Source organism: Nocardioides sp. (assembly GCF_041600255.1).
In the GTDB taxonomy this organism is placed as follows: domain Bacteria; phylum Actinomycetota; class Actinomycetes; order Propionibacteriales; family Nocardioidaceae; genus Nocardioides.
Map to the genome: position 1 here is coordinate 13084 of NZ_JBFIKK010000027.1, position 16816 is coordinate 29899.

Below are 16816 nucleotides of genomic sequence, written 5' to 3' on the forward strand. Positions count from 1 at the left end.
GCACGATGACCGGGATGGACACGCTGACGCCCCAGCAGGTCGAGACGGAGCAGCTGAGCGACTGGCGGATGCTCTTCAACGCCCTGCACGCCCGTTTCCGGACCGGCGACTTCGCCACCGGCCTGCGGCTCGTCGACGCCATCGGGCAGGCCGCCGAGGAGATGAACCACCACCCCGATCTCGAGCTCACCTATGGCGCACTCGCGGTTCGGCTCACCAGCCACGACGCGGGCGGGGTGACCGGGCGCGACGTACGACTCGCGCGGACGATCAGTGAACTCGCGGCCACCGAGCAGGCGGTTGCCGACCCCGCCTCCACCCAGGTGCTGGAGCTGGCCCTGGACACCGAGGACGCAGAGGCGATCAAGCCGTTCTGGCGCGCGGTGCTGGCGATGTCCGACTCGGCGAGCGACGACGAGCTCGTCGACCCGATGGGCCGACTGCCGACCCTGTGGTTCCAGCAGACGACAGCCCACGAGACCCCGCGCCAACGCTTCCACCTCGACGTCCGGGTGCCGCCCGAGGAGGCCGAGGCCCGGGTGGCGGCGGCCCTCGAGGCGGGCGGCACGTTGGTCGGCGACGACCGGGCGCCACGCTTCTGGGTGCTCGCCGACGCCCAGGGCAACCGGGCCTGCGTCACCACGTGGCAAGACCGCTGACCCGTCGCCTGCGTCGCCACCATGTGGGATCAACGTCCCGCATGGTGAGACGACAGGCGGCCGGAGATGACGGCCCGCGGGGGTGGGGCTACCGTGAAGCCATGCGCCAGCCCCTTCTTGTACGCACGCGACGCGTGAGCTGAGCCCTCCGGGCACAGCACGCGCGTCATCCCCTCGTTGCCACTCGGCCGAGGGGTTTTTTGTTGGACAGGGCCGAGCACGTCAGCGGACACGAGCACGACACCGGCGGGAACGCCGGAGGTCAGAGTAGGAAGTAGGGCCATGAGCGAGCAGATCACCGGCGCGCAGAGCCTGATCAGGTCGTTGGAGGCGGCCGGGGTCGAGAACATCTTCGGCATCCCCGGCGGCGCGATCCTGCCCGCCTACGACCCCCTGATGGACTCCTCGATCCGGCACATCCTGGTTCGCCACGAGCAGGGCGCCGGGCACGCCGCCCAGGGGTACGCCGCCGCCACCGGGAAGGTCGGCGTCTGCATGGCGACCTCGGGCCCCGGTGCGACCAACCTCGTCACCCCGCTGGCCGACGCCCACATGGACTCCGTCCCGCTCGTCGCGGTGACCGGTCAGGTCGGCGCGGCCGCGATCGGCACCGACGCCTTCCAGGAGGCGGACATCCGCGGCATCACGATGCCGATCACCAAGCACAACTTCCTGGTGACCGACCCGGCCGACATCCCGCGGACCGTGGCCGAGGCGTTCTACATCGCCTCGACCGGCCGTCCCGGCCCGGTTCTCGTCGACGTCGCCAAGTCCGCGTTGCAGGCGATGACCTCGTTCGACTGGCCCAACGAGATCACCCTTCCGGGCTACCGCCCGGTGACCAAGCCGCACGCCAAGCAGATCCGCGAGGCCGCTCGGCTGATCCTGGAGTCCCGCCGCCCGGTGCTGTACGTCGGCGGCGGCACCATCCGCTCCGGTGCCCACAAGGAGTTGCGCGCGCTCGCCGAGTTCACCGGCATGCCCGTGGTGACCACCTTGATGGCGCGCGGTGCGTTCCCCGACAGCCACCCGCAGCACCTGGGCATGCCGGGCATGCACGGGACCGTCTCCGCGGTCGCCGGACTGCAGCGCAGCGACCTGATCATCAGCCTCGGCGCCCGCTTCGACGACCGGGTCACCGGCAACCTCGACTCGTTCGCGCCGGGCGCCAAGGTGATCCACGCCGACATCGACCCCGCCGAGATCGGCAAGAACCGCGCAGCCGACGTGCCGATCGTCGGGGACTGCCGCGAGGTCATCGTGGACCTGCTCTCCGCGCTGCGTGTCGAGGCGGATGCCGGCCACACCGGCGACTACGAGGCCTGGGTCGAGTTCCTCGCCGGCGTGAAGCGGACCTACCCGCTCGGCTACGACAAGCCGACCGACGGCGGGCTCGCCCCGCAGTACGTGATCGAGCGGCTCGGCGCGATCGCCGGCCCGGAGGCGATCTACACCTCCGGCGTGGGGCAGCACCAGATGTGGGCCGCCCAGTTCGTCGGCTACGAGAACCCGAACACCTGGATCAACTCCGGTGGTCTGGGCACGATGGGCTTCTCCGTGCCCGCCGCGATGGGCGCCAAGGTCGGGATGCCCGACGCCACGGTCTGGTCGATCGACGGCGACGGCTGCTTCCAGATGACCAACCAGGAGCTCGCGACCTGCGCGATCAACGACATCCCGATCAAGGTCGCGGTGATCAACAACGAGTCGCTCGGCATGGTGCGGCAGTGGCAGACGCTCTTCTACAACGAGCGCTACTCCAACACCGACCTGCACTCGAAGCGGATCCCCGACTTCGTCAAGCTGGCCGAGGCCTACGGTTGTGTCGGACTCGCCTGCGACAACCCCGCCGACGTGGACGCCACCATCACCAAGGCGATGGAGATCAACGACGTCCCGGTCGTCGTCGACTTCCGGGTGCACCGCGACTCGATGGTCTGGCCGATGGTGGCCGCCGGGACCAGCAACGACGAGATCAAGTACGCCCGCGACCTCGCCCCGCAATTCGACGAAGACGACCTCTGAGGAGCTGGAGAATGAGCACCCACACCCTGAGCGTCCTGGTCGAGAACAAGCCGGGCGTCCTGGCCCGGATCGCGGGCCTCTTCAGTCGTCGCGGCTTCAACATCGAGTCCCTGGCCGTCGGCCCGACCGAGCACGCCGAGGTCTCGCGGATGACCATCGTGGTCAACGTCGAGCAGTCGCCCCTCGAGCAGGTCACCAAGCAGCTGAACAAGCTGATCGAGGTGATCAAGATCGTCGAGCTCGACCCGGAGGCCTCGGTCAACCGCGAGCTGATGATGGTCAAGGTGGCCGCCACCGCGGAGACCCGCAGCCAGGTGTTGGACACCGTCCAGCTGTTCCGGGCGAAGGTGATCGACGTGGCGACCGACGCGGTCACGATCCAGATCACCGGCAACGCCGCCAAGCTCGCCGACTTCCTGCGCGTCGTGGAGCCCTTCGGGATCCGCGAGCTCGTGCAGTCCGGCATGGTCGCCATCGGCCGGGGTTCGCGCTCGGTCAGTGAGCGCACCTTGCGACCTGTTCCTGTTCCTGCTCCGCCGGCTCGGCTCGGCTGAGCTCCGCACCACCCGACGTACCCACCACCAGAAGGAGAGCCCCCAGTGGCTGAGATGTTCTACGACGACGACGCCGACCTGGCCCTGATCCAGGGCAAGAACGTGGCCGTCATTGGCTACGGGAGCCAGGGCCACGCCCACGCGCTGTCCCTGCGCGATTCGGGCGTCGACGTCCGGGTGGGCCTGCAGCCCGGATCGAAGAGCCGCGCCAAGGCCGAGGCCGAGGGTCTGCGCGTCCTGACCCCCGCCGAGGCGGTGGAGGAGGCCGACGTCGTCGTCATCCTCGCTCCCGACCAGCACCAGCGGAAGCTGTACGCCGAGGAGATCGCCCCGCACCTCGCGCCCGGTGACACCCTCGTCTTCGGTCACGGGTTCAACATCCGGTTCGGGTACATCACCCCGCCCGAAGGCGTCGACGTCTTCATGGTCGCCCCCAAGGGCCCCGGCCACCTGGTCCGCCGCGAGTACGTCGACGGCCGCGGCGTGCCCGTGCTCGTCGCCGTCGAGAAGGACGCCTCGGGCAAGGCCTGGGACCTCGCACTGTCGTACGCGAAGGCGATCGGCGGCCTGCGCGCCGGCGGCATCAAGACCACCTTCACCGAGGAGACCGAGACCGACCTGTTCGGCGAGCAGGCCGTGCTCTGCGGTGGCGCCTCGCAGCTGGTGCAGTACGGCTTCGAGGTGCTGACCGAGGCCGGCTACCAGCCCGAGGTCGCGTACTTCGAGTGCCTGCACGAGCTGAAGCTGATCGTCGACCTGATGTACGAGGGCGGCATCGCCAAGCAGCGCTGGTCGGTCTCCGACACGGCCGAGTTCGGTGACTATGTCTCCGGCCCGCGCGTGATCACGCCCGACGTGAAGGCGAACATGGTCGCCGTCCTCGACGACATCAAGAACGGCGCCTTCGCGGAGCGGTTCATCACCGACATGGACAACGGTTCGCCGGAGTTCACGAAGTTCCGCGAGCAGGGTGAGGCGCACCCGATCGAGACCACCGGCCGCGAGCTCCGCAAGCTGATGAGCTGGGTCAAGAGCCACGACTCGGACTACACCGAGGGCACCGCCACCCGCTGACCTGCCACTTCTGGTTGCTCTCAAGCCGCTGACCTGCCACTTCTGGTTGCCTATCGCAACCGAAAGTGGCAGGTCAGCGGCATTTCGGGGAACCACAACTGGCAGGTCAGCGGCCTGTGGAGAGTGGGCGCGCTACTTCACCTCGGAGCGCAGCACCAGCCCGACCCCCACGGCCAGCGGGATCACCAGCCAGAACAGGCCGGAGACCCCCAGCTCGGCCCATTGGCCGGCGGTGACGCTGCCCTCGAAGAGGGCGCCCTGTGCGTAGTTGAAGTCGACCCAGCCCCGGATCTCCGCGAACCACTGCTGGTGGAAGGCGAGCAGTTCGGTCAGACCGGTGAGCACGAACGAGTAGACGAAGTAGCCGACGATCGCCGCTGCGGAACTGCGCAGCAGTACGCCGAGCATGAAGCCGATCATCATGCCCAGCACGTGGGCCAGGATGAACAGCGCCAGATGTGCCACGGTCACGTCCCACACGGTGTCGACGCCGGCGATGGTGCTGCCGACCAGGTTGCCGAGTGCGCCGATGCCGGCCGCGACGACCATCGAGACCACACCGACCCCGATCGCGCAGACCGCCTTGGCGGTGATCACCCGGCCACGGTGCGCCACCAGGGTGAACGTGGTCAGGCCGGTGCGCTGGCTCCACTCGCTGGTGACCGACAGGAGCGCGACGATCGGGAGGAGGACGGCCGTCGGGAAGCCGATCGCCGCAGCGAACGCTCCGTAGCTGAGGTCGTCCTTGGCGCCGAACGCGATCACCGCGGCCGTGGCGAGCAGGGAAAGGATCCCGATGCTGCCCATCAGCCAGAACCCTGAGCGGGTGTCGAACATCTTGCGCAACTCCACCGAGACGATCCGGGCGAACGGAATCGGCGCGACGTCCGTCGCACGCACCCGTGCTGGTGACGATGCGGGCGGCGTACCGGTGTCCGCGGGGGTGCTGGCGATGGTGGTCATGCCACGGCTCCGATCTGGGTGGGGGAGTGGTCGCGCTGCGTGTCGGCGGTGAGCTCGAGGAACATCTCCTCGAGCCCGGCGCCCTCGGCGGCCCGCAGTTCCAGCAGGGGTACGCCGGCAGCCAGGGCCACCCGGCCGACCAACTCGGCGTCGGCCTCGGCACGCAGGCCGCCGTCCATCGGGGCGGTCGCAACTCCCGATTCGGCGAGTGCGCGGGACAGAACGGCGACCTCCCGGGTGCGTACGAGCGTCCCGGCGGTGGTGAGGAGTTCGGCCTTGGTGCCGCTGGCGACGATCCGGCCGTTGCCGATCACGACGAGGTCGTCGGCGATGACCTCGATCTCGTGGAGCAGGTGCGAGGAGAGCAACACCGTCCCGCCGCGTTCGGCGTGGCCGCGCAGCAGGTCGCGCATCCAGCGGATGCCGGCCGGATCGAGGCCGTTGGCCGGCTCGTCGAGGATCAGACCCGCAGGGTCGCCGATCAGCGCGACCGCGATGCCGAGTCGCTGACGCATCCCCAGCGAGTAGTGCCGCACCCGGCGGCCAGCCTCCTGCGGGGTGAGGCTCACGAGGTCGAGCATCTCGTCGACCCGGGCAGCCGGCAGTCCGAGGGTGCGCTGGGCGATCGTGAGGATCTCGCGGCCGGTCCGGCCACCGTGCTGCGCCGAGGCATCGAGCAGGACGCCGACCTCCCGGCCCGGGTTGGGCAGGTCGCCGTAGCGGCGTCCCAGCACGTGCGCGCTTCCGGACGAGGCGGGCGTCAGCCCCACCAGGATGCGCATAGTGGTGGACTTGCCCGCCCCGTTGGGTCCGAGGAACCCGGTCACGCGGCCCGCGGGGGCGGTGAAGGAGACATGGTCGACGGCGGTGAACCCGCCGTACCTCTTCGTGAGGCCATCGATGGTGATCATGAGTGCAAGGCTGTCGGCCCGCGCGCGACCGGACCATCGGTGACCCTGCCCACTCGACCCCGGGGCGACCCTGAGACGGAGTCAGGGGTCGCGTCCCCGCTGACCTGCCACTTCTGGTTGCCGTCAAGCCGCTGACCCGTCACTTCTGGTTGCGGATCACCAACCACAACTGGCAGGTCAGCGTCGTTGCGGCAACCACAACTGGCAGGTCAGCGGCCTGTGGAACATCCGCGGGCCGGGGGCTGTTGGACCCAACATGCGTATCGAGATCTGGTCCGACATCGTCTGCCCCTGGTGCTACATCGGCAAGCGCCGCTTCGAGGCCGGCCTCGCCGCCTTCCTCGAGCACCACCCCGAGGCCGAGGTCGAGACCCACTGGCGCTCCTTCCAACTCGACCCGGGCGCACCCGAGGTCGCCACCGACACGATCGCCGAGCACCTCGGCAAGAAGTACGGCGGTGGACCGGCAGCCGGACAGCAGATGGTCGACCGGATGGAGGCCGCAGCGGCCGAGGAGGGCCTGCTCTACCGCCTCAGTCAGGCCCAGCGCTCCAACACCGTCGACGCCCACCGGCTGCTGCACCTCGCCGCCGACCAGGGCTGTCAGGACGAGCTGAAGGAAGCCCTGCTCGCCGCCTACTTCCTGCACACCGAGAACGTCGCCGACCACGGCGTCCTCACCCGCCTCGCCCACGAGGTGGGTCTCGACGAGCAGCGCACTCGTGAGGTCCTCGCCTCCGACGAGTACGCCGACGCGATCGAGGCAGACATTCGCCAGGCCGCGGCGTACGGCGCCACCGGTGTGCCGTTCTTCGTCATCGACGGCCGGTACGGCGTGGCCGGCGCCCAGCCTGCCGAGCTCTTCACCCAGACGCTGGAACGCGCCTGGGCCGACTCCCGGCCCGAGCTCAGCATGGTGGGCGCGGGCGTCCAGACGACCGCCGACGAGCACGGTCACGGCGACGCCTGCGGCCCCGAGGGCTGCGCGGTCTGAGCCGAGATCCGACCAACGGGACACCCTCGCCGCCCCGACCGGAGCCGGGTAGCATCGCAGACCCGGGCACAGCGTCGTGCACGACCGGTCGGCCGATCCCACGGTCCGCCACCGGTCACACTCCTCACGAACACCATCGAGGTCTCGCTGTGAGCAAGCCCGTCGTCCTGATCGCCGAAGAGCTCAGCCCCGCCACCGTCGACGCGCTGGGGCCGGACTTCGAGATCCGCTCCTGCAACGGCGCCGACCGGGCCGAGCTGCTGGCGGCGCTCGGCGACGTCGATGCCCTGCTGGTGCGTTCGGCCACCAAGGTGGACGCCGAGGCGCTGGCCGCCGCTCACCGGCTCAAGGTCGTCGCTCGGGCCGGCGTGGGTCTGGACAACGTGGACGTGCGGGCCGCCACCCAGGCCGGGGTAATGGTGGTCAACGCCCCGACCTCCAACATCGTCTCCGCCGCCGAGCTCGCCGTCGCCCTGATGCTCGCGGCCGCCCGCCACGTCTCCCCGGCACACAGTGCACTCAAGGACGGCCAGTGGAAGCGGTCGCGCTACACCGGGATCGAGCTCTACGAGAAGACCGTCGGCATCGTGGGTCTCGGCCGGATCGGCGTTCTCGTGGCGCAGCGGCTCTCGGCGTTCGGCATGAAGGTCGTGGCCTACGACCCCTACGTCCAGGCCGGCCGCGCCGCCCAGATGGGGGTCCGGTTGGTCGACCTCGACACGTTGCTGGCCGAGTCCGACTTCATGTCGGTGCACCTGCCCAAGACGCCGGAGACGGTGGGACTGATCGGCGAGGAGCAGCTGCGCAAGGCCAAGGACTCCTTGGTCGTGGTCAACGCCGCCCGGGGCGGGATCGTCGACGAGGCCGCGTTGTACGCCGCGCTCAAGGAGGGTCGGATCGCCGCTGCCGGCCTGGACGTGTTCGCCCAGGAGCCGTGCACGGACAGCCCGCTGTTCGAGCTCGAGAACGTCGTGGCGACGCCGCACCTGGGTGCCTCCACCGACGAGGCGCAGGAGAAGGCCGGTCTGGCGGTGGCCCGCTCGGTGCGTCTCGCGCTGTCCGGCGAGCTCGTTCCGGACGCGGTCAACGTGCAGGGGGGAGTGATCGCCGAGGACGTCCGTCCCGGCATCCCGCTGACCGAGAAGCTCGGTCGGATCTTCACCGGGCTGGCCGGCGAGGTGGCCCAGCAGATCGATGTCGAGGTGCGCGGTGAGATCACCGACCACGACGTCAAGGTGCTCGAGCTCGCCGCCCTCAAGGGCGTCTTCGCCGACATCGTCGAGGAGCAGGTCTCCTACGTGAACGCCCCGCTGCTCGCCGCCGAACGCGGCACCGCCGTACGCCTGGTCGCCGACCCGGAGAGCCCCGACCACCGCAACCTGATCACCCTGCGCGGCACCCTCGCGGACGGGTCGCAGGTCTCGGTCAGCGGGACCCTGATCGGGATCCACCAGAAGGAGCGACTGGTCGAGATCAACGGCTTCGACGTCGACCTCGAGCCCACCGACCACCTGGCCTTCTTCGTCTACGAGGACCGTCCCGGCATGGTCGGCACGGTTGGCGGGATCCTCGGCGGCGCCGGGGTGAACATCGCCGGCATGCAGGTCGCCCGGGACGCCAAGGGTGGCCGAGCCCTGGTCGCGCTCTCGGTCGACAGTGCGATCCCCGGCGACGTGCTCGTCGAGATCCAGGAGGCGATCGACGCGGGGTTGGTGCGGGCAGTCGACCTTGTCTGAGCCGGTCGTCGTGCGCTCGGCACGACCGGGGCTCACCGACCTGGGTCCGGTGGCCCAGCTACGCGCGGGACGGCTGGCCCGCCGACTGCCGCAGCTGTACGTCGGACTCGCGCTGTACGGCGTCTCGCTCGCGCTGATGGTCCGCGGCCACCTCGGGCTGGCTCCCTGGGACGTCCTGCACCAGGGGCTGACGCGTTATCTGCCGTTGACGCTGGGCCAGGTGCTGATCGTGGTCAGCTTCGTCGTGCTCCTGTTGTGGATCCCGCTGCGGGAGGTGCCCGGCCTGGGCACGATCTTGAACGCGATCGTGATCGGGCTCGCGGCGGACGCGACCCTCGCCGTACTCGTCGAGCCGGAGGCGCTCTGGTTGCGGACGGTGCTGATGGTCTCCGGGGTCGTCCTGAACGGGCTCGCCACCGCGCTCTACATCGGCTCGCAGTTCGGTCGCGGGCCGCGAGACGGGCTGATGACCGGCCTGCACCGCCGTACCGGCAGGTCGCTGCGGTTGGTGCGCACCGGCATCGAGGTCACCGTGGTGGCACTCGGGTTGCTGCTCGGGGGAGTGGCCGGGGTCGGGACGGTGCTCTACGCCCTGGCGATCGGACCCCTGGCCCAGCACCTGCTGCCGTTCTGCACCGTCGCCCTCCCCGGCGCTGACCCGTCACTTGTGGTTGCCGACATCCCGCCGACCCGTCACTAGAGGTTGCACAGAACCCGCTGACCTGCCAGTTGTGGTTGCACAGTCCAACCACAAGTGGCAGGTCAGCGGTCTAGGAGCAACCACAAGTGGCAGGTCAGCGCTTGGTGGCGATCAGGGCCGACGCGTCCGCGGCGACCATCACCTCGACCGCGGTGAACCGCTCGTCGGTCAGCCACGCCTCGCGCAGCGCGTCGACCCGGCCGCCGCTGACCGGCGGCCACATCTCGCACGGCTGCAGGTCGTCGAGCACGACGATCCCGCCCGGCTCGACCAGGTCCGCGATGCAGTCGACGCCGACCTCGCTCGGGGCGCCGGAGTCCAGGAAGAGCAGGGAGAACGGGCCCTGGTCGAGCAGCGTCGACCAGTTGGCGGCGAGCACCTCGACCTGCTCGTCGTCGGCGAAGATCTCGGCGGCGGCGCCGGCCAGCTTGGCGTCGAGCTCGGCGGTGATGATCCGGGCGTCCGATCCCCGCACGCCCGAGCGCAGCCACGCGGTCCCCACCCCGCACCCGGTGCCGAACTCGGCCATCGTGCCGGCCCGAGTCGCGGCCAGGGTCGCCAGCAGCCGGCCGGTCTCGTTGCGGCAGAACGACACGTAGCCGGCCTTGCGGGAGACCGCGAAGGCCCGCGACACGACGGGAGGGAGGTCGGGCGGAGCACTCATGGGCCGAGTCTTTCATCATGGGACGGGCGTCTCGCATCGTGAACAGATCCCGGAAAGCCATGGCCGCCCCGAATCGGTCGGACGTACCGTAGCCCCATCATGCGGATCGTCAACGTACTCATCGTTCGCCGCGGCGGGGCCCAGCAGTAGTCACTGCGAGTGAGGCCACCTCGTCGCGGTGTTCGGCGTTGCCTGGTCTCACGTCCCGGTTCATCCCGGTACCCGAAGACCCTGCGGCGATCCGCCTCCAGCACGTGCGTGATCCGCACCCCTGACGGTTCTCCCCTCATGCGACCCATGAGTCGATCCGGACTCCCGCAGGGCCTTCGAGACCTGGCTCCCGAACCACCGCCCGATCATTCGATGCGATCACCCAGGAGACAACCCATGTACGACATGTACCCCGAGTGGGGCCCCGCCAGCCACCACCCCGAGAACCCCCGCAGCGCCGAGGCCGTCCAGCGGGCGCTTGACCTGCGAGACAGCAACGGCGTCCGCCCCGACGACAACTAGCGTTCGCCCCATGACCTCAACTTCGGCCTCGGGCCAGAACCCCGCCGGCAGCTCGCTCCGTCTCGCCGTCATCCCCGGCGACGGCATCGGGACGGAGGTGACCGCCGAGGCCCTCAAGGTCCTCGAGGTCGCCGCTCCCGCCGGTGTGAAGTTCGAACCCACCCGCTACGACCTCGGCGCCGAGCGGTACCTCGCCACCGGCGAGGTGCTGCCGGACACCGTGCTCAGCGAGATCCGCGACCACGACGCGATCCTGCTCGGCGCCGTCGGCGGGAAGCCCAACGACCCCAACCTCCCGCCCGGCATCCTCGAGCGTGGCCTGCTGCTGCGGCTGCGCTTCGAGCTCGATCACTACGTCAACCTGCGACCCTCCCGGATCTTCCCGGGCGTCGTCTCCCCGCTGGCCGATCCCGGCGAGGTCGACTTCGTGGTGGTCCGCGAGGGCACCGAGGGGCCGTACACGGGCAACGGGGGCGCGCTCCGCGTGGGTACGCCGCACGAGGTCGCCACCGAGGTCTCGGTCAACACCGCATTCGGGGTGGAGCGGGTCGTCCGCGACGCCTTCGCCCGCGCCCAGCGCCGTCCGCGCCGCAAGCTGACCCTGGTCCACAAGACCAACGTGCTCGTCAACGCCGGTGCGGTCTGGTGGCGGATCACCCAGGAGGTGGCCCGGGAGTTCCCCGACGTCACCGTCGACTACATGCACGTCGACGCGGCGACGATCTTCATGACCACCGACCCCGCACGCTTCGACGTGATCGTCACCGACAACCTCTTCGGCGACATCATCACCGACCTCGCCGCCGCCATCACCGGCGGCATCGGGCTCGCGGCGTCGGGGAACATCAACCCCGACCGCACCAGCCCCAGCATGTTCGAGCCCGTGCACGGCTCGGCGCCCGACATCGCCGGCCAGCAGAAGGCCGACCCGACCGCCGCGATCCTCTCGGTCTCGCTGCTGCTGGACCACCTGGGGTACGCCGAGGAGGCGGCCGTGGTGGAGCGGGCCGTGATCGCGGACCTGGCCGAGCGCACCCCCGGCACCACCCGTCGTACCTCGGAGGTCGGGGACGCGATCGCCGGCCGCCTCGGCGGCTGAGCCGGTCGGCTAACGTGACGCCCATGCAGATCAGCACCACCCACGCGCCCCAGCCCGTCGACGACGCCCGGCTCGCCGAGATCCTGGCGAGCCCGGGCTTCGGGCTCCACTTCACCGACCACATGTTCACGGTCGAGTGGACGCCCGAGGACGGGTGGCACGGCGCGCGGATCACGCCGTACGGCCCGCTCACGCTGGACCCGGCGACGGCGGTGCTGCACTACGCACAGGAGACCTTCGAGGGGATGAAGGCCTACCGCCACGCGGACGGCTCCATCTGGAACTTCCGCCCCGAGGAGAACGCCGCCCGGATGGTCCGCTCGAGCCAGCGCCTGGCGCTGCCCGAGCTGCCGGTCGAGGACTTCATCGAGGCCGTCGATGCGCTGGTGCGGGTCGACCAGCGCTGGGTGCCGGACGCCGAGGGGGAGAAGAGCCTCTACATCCGGCCCTTCATGATCGCCACCGAGAAGTTCCTCGGGGTACGGCCGGCACGGCACGTCACGTTCATGGTGATCGCCAGCCCGGCCGGCGCCTACTTCGCCCGGGGGATCAAGCCGATCACGCTCTGGCTGACCGAGGAGTACACCCGGGCCGGCCGGGGCGGGATGGGTGCGGCCAAGACCGGCGGCAACTACGCCAGCTCGCTCGTCGCGCAGCAGGAGGCGACCGACCACGGCTGTGACCAGGTCGTCTTCCTCGACGCCCAGGAGAGCACGTACGTCGAAGAGCTCGGCGGGATGAACCTGTACTTCGTGCACGACGACGGGCGCATCGTCACCCCGGAGACCGGCACCATCCTGGAGGGCATCACCCGCTCCAGCATCCTCGAGCTCGCGGGCAAGCTGGGCCACACGATCGAGGAGCGGAAGTTCTCCATCGACGAGTGGCGCGAGGGGGTGTCGAGCGGTCGGATCACCGAGGTCTTCGCCTGCGGTACCGCGGCCGTGGTCACGCCGGTCGGCACGCTGAAGTGGAAGGACGGCGAGGTCGCCGGCTCCACCGAGCCCGGCCCCGTCACCCTGCAGGTGCGCCAGGCGCTGGTCGACATCCAGTACGGCCGCGCCGAGGACTCCTTCGGCTGGATGCACAGGATCGTCTGACCCCGATCGACCGACCCGATCGACCGACCCGATCGTCAGACTCGGCGTGCGCCGACCCCGCGAGGGTGACCGCGCCGGTAACCTCACCCCGTGACGTCAGCGCCCGGTTCCGAGCCGCCTCCGGGTCTCACCGTCGGCGACTACACGCTGCTCTCCCGGATCGGTGAGGGCGGCATGGGGGTGGTCCACCTGGCCAGCGGCCCCGACGGTGAACGGGTCGCCCTCAAGGTGCTGCGGCCCCACATCGTCGGCGACGAGGAAGCACGATCGCGGCTCGCCCGGGAGGTGAGCTCGTTGACCCGGGTCCGCAGCCGGTGGGTGGCCGAGATCGTGGACGCCGACCCTTGGGGCGACATCCCCTACGTCGCCACCCGGTACGTGCCGGGCCTCTCCCTGCACGACCACGTGGTCGAGGAGGGCCCGCTGGTCGGCGAGGACCTCGCCTGGTTCGCGCTCTGCCTGGCCGAGGGCGTGGCGTCGGTGCACGCGGTGGGCGTCCTGCACCGGGACGTGAAGCCGTCGAACGTGCTGATGGAGGGCCGGACCCCGATCCTGATCGACTTCGGGTTGGCCCGGGTGGCCGACGACCCGAAGCTGACCCACACCGGCTGGCTGCTCGGCACCCCCGGCTATCTCGCGCCGGAGATCCTGCACGGCGACGACGCCACACCGGCCTGCGACGTGCACTCCTGGGCCGCCACCGTGGCGTACGCCGGCCTGGGTCGTCCGCCGTTCGGGCGGGGTCCGGCGATGGCGGTGATGGACCGGGTGCGCCGCGGCGAGCACGACCTGACCGGGCTGCCCGACGGCCTGCGCCGCACCTTGGCCGCCGCCCTCGACCCCGACCCGTCGCGCCGTCCCTCCTTCGACCAGTTGATCGGCTCGCTCCATGGCGGCGCCGCGCTGACGCTGCCGTTCGCTGCCGACCCCGCGCGCGCGTTCGAGGAGCCCACCCAACGGCTCGACGTCCGCCCTGATCCGACCCGCCGGTTCTTCGACGACACCGTCGACCCGAACCCCTGGCAGGACGACCTCCTGCCCGCCCGGGTGTCGTTCGCCGAGCGCGCTCGCCGGGGGCTGCTGCTGGGGAGCCTCGCCCTGACCGGGGGCGGGGCCGTGGCGGCGTACCCGTGGCTCGCGCTGGCGCTGCTGCTGGTGCTGACCTGGCTGGTGCGCAGCGGTTCGCTGGCCGCCCGGGCCCACGGCGACCGGCGTCGCGACCGCGGTCGCAAGTGGTACGACGCGCCGCGGCTGCTCCTGGGCGCCCCCTGGGACCTGGTCCGGTCGATCCCGAGCACGGTGGTGCTGGCCCTCTGGAGCGTCGGGCTGGCGATCGCGGCAGCCCTGCTCTGCTATGCGTTCGCGCTGGCGGTGACCCCCTCGATGTTCGCCTGCGGGGCCGTCTTCACCGCCTCGCTCTGGGCGGGCCCGGGGGGACAGCAGGTACGTTCGCCGCTCGGCCGGATCGTGCACCCGCTCAGCGCCTCGCCCCGACGCTGGGCGGTGGCCCTGCTCCTGGTGGGGGTGGCCGGTGCCGGTCTGGTGCTCCGCGCCGACCTGGCCGGCACCGACTGGACGCCGGGGCAGGACGCGCCGTGGTCGGGCGTCTCCTTGCCGGACCGACCGCTGGGACTGTGACCGGGCCGGGACGGGCGGCCGGATCGCGAGATGCCGGAGGAGTCGCCGGCCCCGGCGTGGCACGATGAGTCCCATGCAGCACCAGCAGATCATCATTTCCTAGCGCGTCGCGCTTCCCCCGGGAAGCACCCGACGCGCCGACCTCTCGTCCCACGGGAGGTTTTTTTGTTGCCGGACCCGATCGACGGACCGCATCGCCCGCATCACCCGCCCGACCCAGCAGTTGCCCGCAGCACCCGAGTGAAAGACGACTCCGATGGACCTGCACGGCTCGTTCCACGTCTACGACACCACCCTGCGCGACGGCGCGCAGCAGGAGGGGCTCAGCCTCTCCGTCGCCGACAAGCTGGCGATCGCCCGCCAGCTCGACGGTCTCGGCGTGGGCTACATCGAGGGTGGTTGGCCCGGCGCGAACCCCAAGGACACCGAGTTCTTCCGTCGCGCGGTCAGCGAGCTGGACCTGCGGCACGCGAAGCTGGCGGCCTTCGGGGCCACCCGTCGGGCAGGTGTCCGGGCGGCCGACGACCCGGGCATCGCGGCGCTGCGCGACAGCGGTGCCTCGGTGGTCACCCTGGTCGCCAAGTCGCACGACCGGCACGTCGAACTCGCCCTGCGGACCACGCTGGAGGAGAACCTCGCGATGGTCCGCGACAGCGTGACCCACCTGCGCGAGGAGGGGCAGCAGGTCTTCCTCGATGCCGAGCACTTCTTCGACGGCTACCGCGCCAACCGCGACTACGCCCTCGAGGTGTTGCGCACGGCGTACGACGCGGGTGCGGAGGTGATCGCCCTGTGCGACACCAACGGGGGGATGCTCCCGGGCTGGGTCGCGGACGTGGTGCACGACGTGATCGAGACCGCAGGGGTCCGGGTCGGCATCCACTGCCACAACGACACCGGCTGCGCGGTCGCCAACACCCTGGCGGCGGTGGACGCGGGCGCCACCCACGTACAGGGGACGATCAACGGGTACGGCGAACGCACCGGCAACGCCGACCTCGTCTCGGTGGTGGCCAACCTCGAGCTCAAGCTGGACCGGCAGGTGCTGCCGCCGGGGCTGCTCAGGGACGCCACCCGGATCGCGCACGCGGTCGCCGAGGTCACGAACTTCCCGCCCGCCTCGCGTCAGCCGTACGTCGGCACCTCGGCCTTCACCCACAAGGCCGGCCTGCACGCGAGCGCGATCAAGGTGGACCCGAACCTCTACCAGCACATGGACCCGATCGGCGTCGGCAACGACATGCGCCTGCTGGTCTCCGACATGGCGGGCCGGGCCTCGATCGAGCTCAAGGGTCGTGAGCTGGGCTTCGACCTGTCCCAGGACAAGGAGCTGGTCACCCGGGTGACCGACCGGGTCAAGGAGCTGGAGGCGCGCGGCTACACCTTCGAGGCGGCCGACGCCTCCTTCGAGCTGCTGCTGGTCGAGGAGGTCGAGGGCGTGCGGCCGGCGTACTTCGACGTCGAGTCGTGGCGGGTGATCACCGAGACGCTGGTGCATGCTCGCCCGGGCGAGGAGGCGACGTCGGAGGCGACCGTGAAGCTGCGCGCCGACGGTGTCCGCTACGTCGTGACCGGCGAGGGCAACGGCCCGGTCAATGCGCTGGACCAGGCGCTGCGCGAGGCGATCGGCCAGGCCTATCCCGAGGTCGCGAAGTTCGAGCTGATCGACTACAAGGTCCGAATCCTCGACCAGGGCCACGGCACGGACGCGACCACCCGGGTGCTGATCGAGACCAGCGACGGGGAGTCGTCCTGGGTCACGGTCGGAGTCGGGCACAACGTGATCGAGGCGTCCTGGGGTGCGCTGGTCGACGGGGTCACGTTCGGCCTGCGGCGCCACCACCACGGCTCGGGGGAGTAGGCCTCCCCTGCGACCCGAGCCCGCGTCGTGGGCTCAGCCCTCGACGATCCGGCGGGCCAGGTCCACCCAGGCGTCGTGCACGCGGTCGAGGCTGACCGACTCGATCCGCACCTGCTGTTCCAGCACGGGTGCCTCCAGGGGCGCCATCAGCGAGGTCGCGAGCAGCTGCAGGTCGCCGCGGACTCCGAGCTCGCCGAAGAGGTAGCGCACGTGCATGGCGACGAAGGAGAACGCGCTGTAGGAGCGCGTCGCCATCACGCCGGCTGCCCGAATGAGCTCGGCGTGGTCCAGGGCGAGGTCGATCCGCGATCGTCCGAACGCCACC

Annotated in this window: 15 protein-coding genes and 1 pseudogene; 12 read left to right on the plus strand and 4 right to left on the minus strand. The window is 70.5% G+C overall.

Annotation, left to right across the window (positions count from 1 at the left end):
* Positions 1-14 precede the first annotated feature (14 nt).
* The 4 genes from ABZE72_RS05310 (at position 15) to ilvC (ending at position 4312) form a co-directional block, all read left to right on the plus strand.
* Positions 15-659 carry a 4a-hydroxytetrahydrobiopterin dehydratase gene (locus tag ABZE72_RS05310; protein WP_372727980.1) on the plus strand — a complete coding sequence of 215 codons (645 nt, stop codon included), beginning with the start codon at positions 15-17 and terminating at the stop codon, positions 657-659.
* Between the two features lie 177 nt (positions 660-836).
* Positions 837-2684, plus strand: a complete 1848-nt coding sequence (locus ABZE72_RS05315; protein WP_372727981.1) for an acetolactate synthase large subunit — start codon at positions 837-839, stop codon at positions 2682-2684.
* An 11-nt stretch (positions 2685-2695) separates the two neighbouring features.
* Positions 2696-3238, plus strand: coding sequence for an acetolactate synthase small subunit (gene ilvN / locus ABZE72_RS05320; RefSeq protein WP_372727982.1), 543 nt, complete (start codon positions 2696-2698; stop codon positions 3236-3238).
* Positions 3239-3283: 45 nt separating this feature from the next.
* Positions 3284-4312, plus strand: coding sequence for a ketol-acid reductoisomerase (gene ilvC / locus ABZE72_RS05325; protein ID WP_372727983.1), 1029 nt, complete (start codon positions 3284-3286; stop codon positions 4310-4312).
* 132 nt (positions 4313-4444) lie between these two features.
* Here the strand turns inward: ilvC and ABZE72_RS05330 are convergent, their stop codons facing one another.
* Both ABZE72_RS05330 and ABZE72_RS05335 read right to left on the minus strand, forming a co-directional pair.
* Positions 4445-5275 (minus strand): ABC transporter permease, encoded by an 831-nt coding sequence (locus ABZE72_RS05330; protein ID WP_372727984.1) that lies wholly within the window; start codon positions 5273-5275, stop codon positions 4445-4447.
* Positions 5272-6186: an ABC transporter ATP-binding protein gene (locus ABZE72_RS05335; protein ID WP_372727985.1), complete on the minus strand. Its 915-nt coding sequence runs from the start codon at positions 6184-6186 to the stop codon at positions 5272-5274. The genes ABZE72_RS05330 and ABZE72_RS05335 overlap by 4 nt, the downstream gene beginning before the upstream one ends.
* Positions 6187-6442: 256 nt before the next feature.
* Between ABZE72_RS05335 and ABZE72_RS05340 the strand changes: the two genes are divergently transcribed.
* The 3 genes from ABZE72_RS05340 to ABZE72_RS05350 all read left to right on the plus strand — a co-directional run bounded on the left by ABZE72_RS05340 (position 6443) and on the right by ABZE72_RS05350 (position 9616).
* On the plus strand, positions 6443-7180 hold the full coding sequence (locus tag ABZE72_RS05340; protein WP_372727986.1) for a DsbA family oxidoreductase: 738 nt from the start codon (positions 6443-6445) through the stop codon (positions 7178-7180).
* 149 nt (positions 7181-7329) lie between these two features.
* Positions 7330-8916 carry a phosphoglycerate dehydrogenase gene (gene serA, locus ABZE72_RS05345; RefSeq protein WP_372727987.1) on the plus strand — a complete coding sequence of 529 codons (1587 nt, stop codon included), beginning with the start codon at positions 7330-7332 and terminating at the stop codon, positions 8914-8916.
* A gap of 10 nt (positions 8917-8926) precedes the next feature.
* Positions 8927-9616 carry a YitT family protein gene (locus ABZE72_RS05350; RefSeq protein ID WP_372727988.1) on the plus strand — a complete coding sequence of 230 codons (690 nt, stop codon included), beginning with the start codon at positions 8927-8929 and terminating at the stop codon, positions 9614-9616.
* A gap of 94 nt (positions 9617-9710) precedes the next feature.
* On the opposite strand, the gene ABZE72_RS05355 is transcribed toward ABZE72_RS05350, so the two are convergent.
* Positions 9711-10280: an O-methyltransferase gene (locus tag ABZE72_RS05355; RefSeq protein WP_372727989.1), complete on the minus strand. Its 570-nt coding sequence runs from the start codon at positions 10278-10280 to the stop codon at positions 9711-9713.
* 387 nt (positions 10281-10667) lie between these two features.
* Between ABZE72_RS05355 and ABZE72_RS05360 the strand changes: the two genes are divergently transcribed.
* The 5 genes from ABZE72_RS05360 (at position 10668) to cimA (ending at position 16491) form a co-directional block, all read left to right on the plus strand.
* Positions 10668-10793 carry a hypothetical protein gene (locus tag ABZE72_RS05360; RefSeq protein WP_372727990.1) on the plus strand — a complete coding sequence of 42 codons (126 nt, stop codon included), beginning with the start codon at positions 10668-10670 and terminating at the stop codon, positions 10791-10793.
* A gap of 10 nt (positions 10794-10803) precedes the next feature.
* Positions 10804-11892, plus strand: coding sequence for a 3-isopropylmalate dehydrogenase (locus ABZE72_RS05365; RefSeq protein ID WP_372727991.1), 1089 nt, complete (start codon positions 10804-10806; stop codon positions 11890-11892).
* A gap of 23 nt (positions 11893-11915) precedes the next feature.
* The gene (locus tag ABZE72_RS05370) at positions 11916-12992 is read left to right on the plus strand and encodes a branched-chain amino acid aminotransferase (protein WP_372727992.1); all 1077 of its coding nucleotides are present in this window, start codon (positions 11916-11918) and stop codon (positions 12990-12992) included.
* A 90-nt stretch (positions 12993-13082) separates the two neighbouring features.
* The gene (locus ABZE72_RS05375) at positions 13083-14630 is read left to right on the plus strand and encodes a serine/threonine-protein kinase (RefSeq protein ID WP_372727993.1); all 1548 of its coding nucleotides are present in this window, start codon (positions 13083-13085) and stop codon (positions 14628-14630) included.
* A gap of 256 nt (positions 14631-14886) precedes the next feature.
* Positions 14887-16491 (plus strand): citramalate synthase, encoded by a 1605-nt coding sequence (gene cimA / locus ABZE72_RS05380; RefSeq protein ID WP_372727994.1) that lies wholly within the window; start codon positions 14887-14889, stop codon positions 16489-16491.
* Between the two features lie 33 nt (positions 16492-16524).
* Here cimA and ABZE72_RS05385 read toward each other — a convergent pair.
* Positions 16525-16816, minus strand: a pseudogene (locus tag ABZE72_RS05385) (TetR/AcrR family transcriptional regulator); the annotation flags it as partial.

Bases quoted from the DNA above. Each gene is read 5' to 3' on its own strand.
- ABZE72_RS05310 (WP_372727980.1), top strand. From the start codon at position 15: ATGGACACGCTGACGCCCCAGCAGGTCGAGACGGAGCAGCTGAGCGAC.
- ilvN (WP_372727982.1), top strand. From the start codon at position 2,696: ATGAGCACCCACACCCTGAGCGTCCTGGTCGAGAACAAGCCGGGCGTC.
- ABZE72_RS05330 (WP_372727984.1), bottom strand. From the start codon at position 5,275: ATGACCACCATCGCCAGCACCCCCGCGGACACCGGTACGCCGCCCGCA.
- ABZE72_RS05335 (WP_372727985.1), bottom strand. From the start codon at position 6,186: ATGATCACCATCGATGGCCTCACGAAGAGGTACGGCGGGTTCACCGCC.
- ABZE72_RS05340 (WP_372727986.1), top strand. From the start codon at position 6,443: ATGCGTATCGAGATCTGGTCCGACATCGTCTGCCCCTGGTGCTACATC.
- ABZE72_RS05355 (WP_372727989.1), bottom strand. From the start codon at position 10,280: ATGAGTGCTCCGCCCGACCTCCCTCCCGTCGTGTCGCGGGCCTTCGCG.
- ABZE72_RS05360 (WP_372727990.1), top strand. From the start codon at position 10,668: ATGTACGACATGTACCCCGAGTGGGGCCCCGCCAGCCACCACCCCGAG.
- ABZE72_RS05365 (WP_372727991.1), top strand. From the start codon at position 10,804: ATGACCTCAACTTCGGCCTCGGGCCAGAACCCCGCCGGCAGCTCGCTC.
- ABZE72_RS05370 (WP_372727992.1), top strand. From the start codon at position 11,916: ATGCAGATCAGCACCACCCACGCGCCCCAGCCCGTCGACGACGCCCGG.
- cimA (WP_372727994.1), top strand. From the start codon at position 14,887: ATGGACCTGCACGGCTCGTTCCACGTCTACGACACCACCCTGCGCGAC.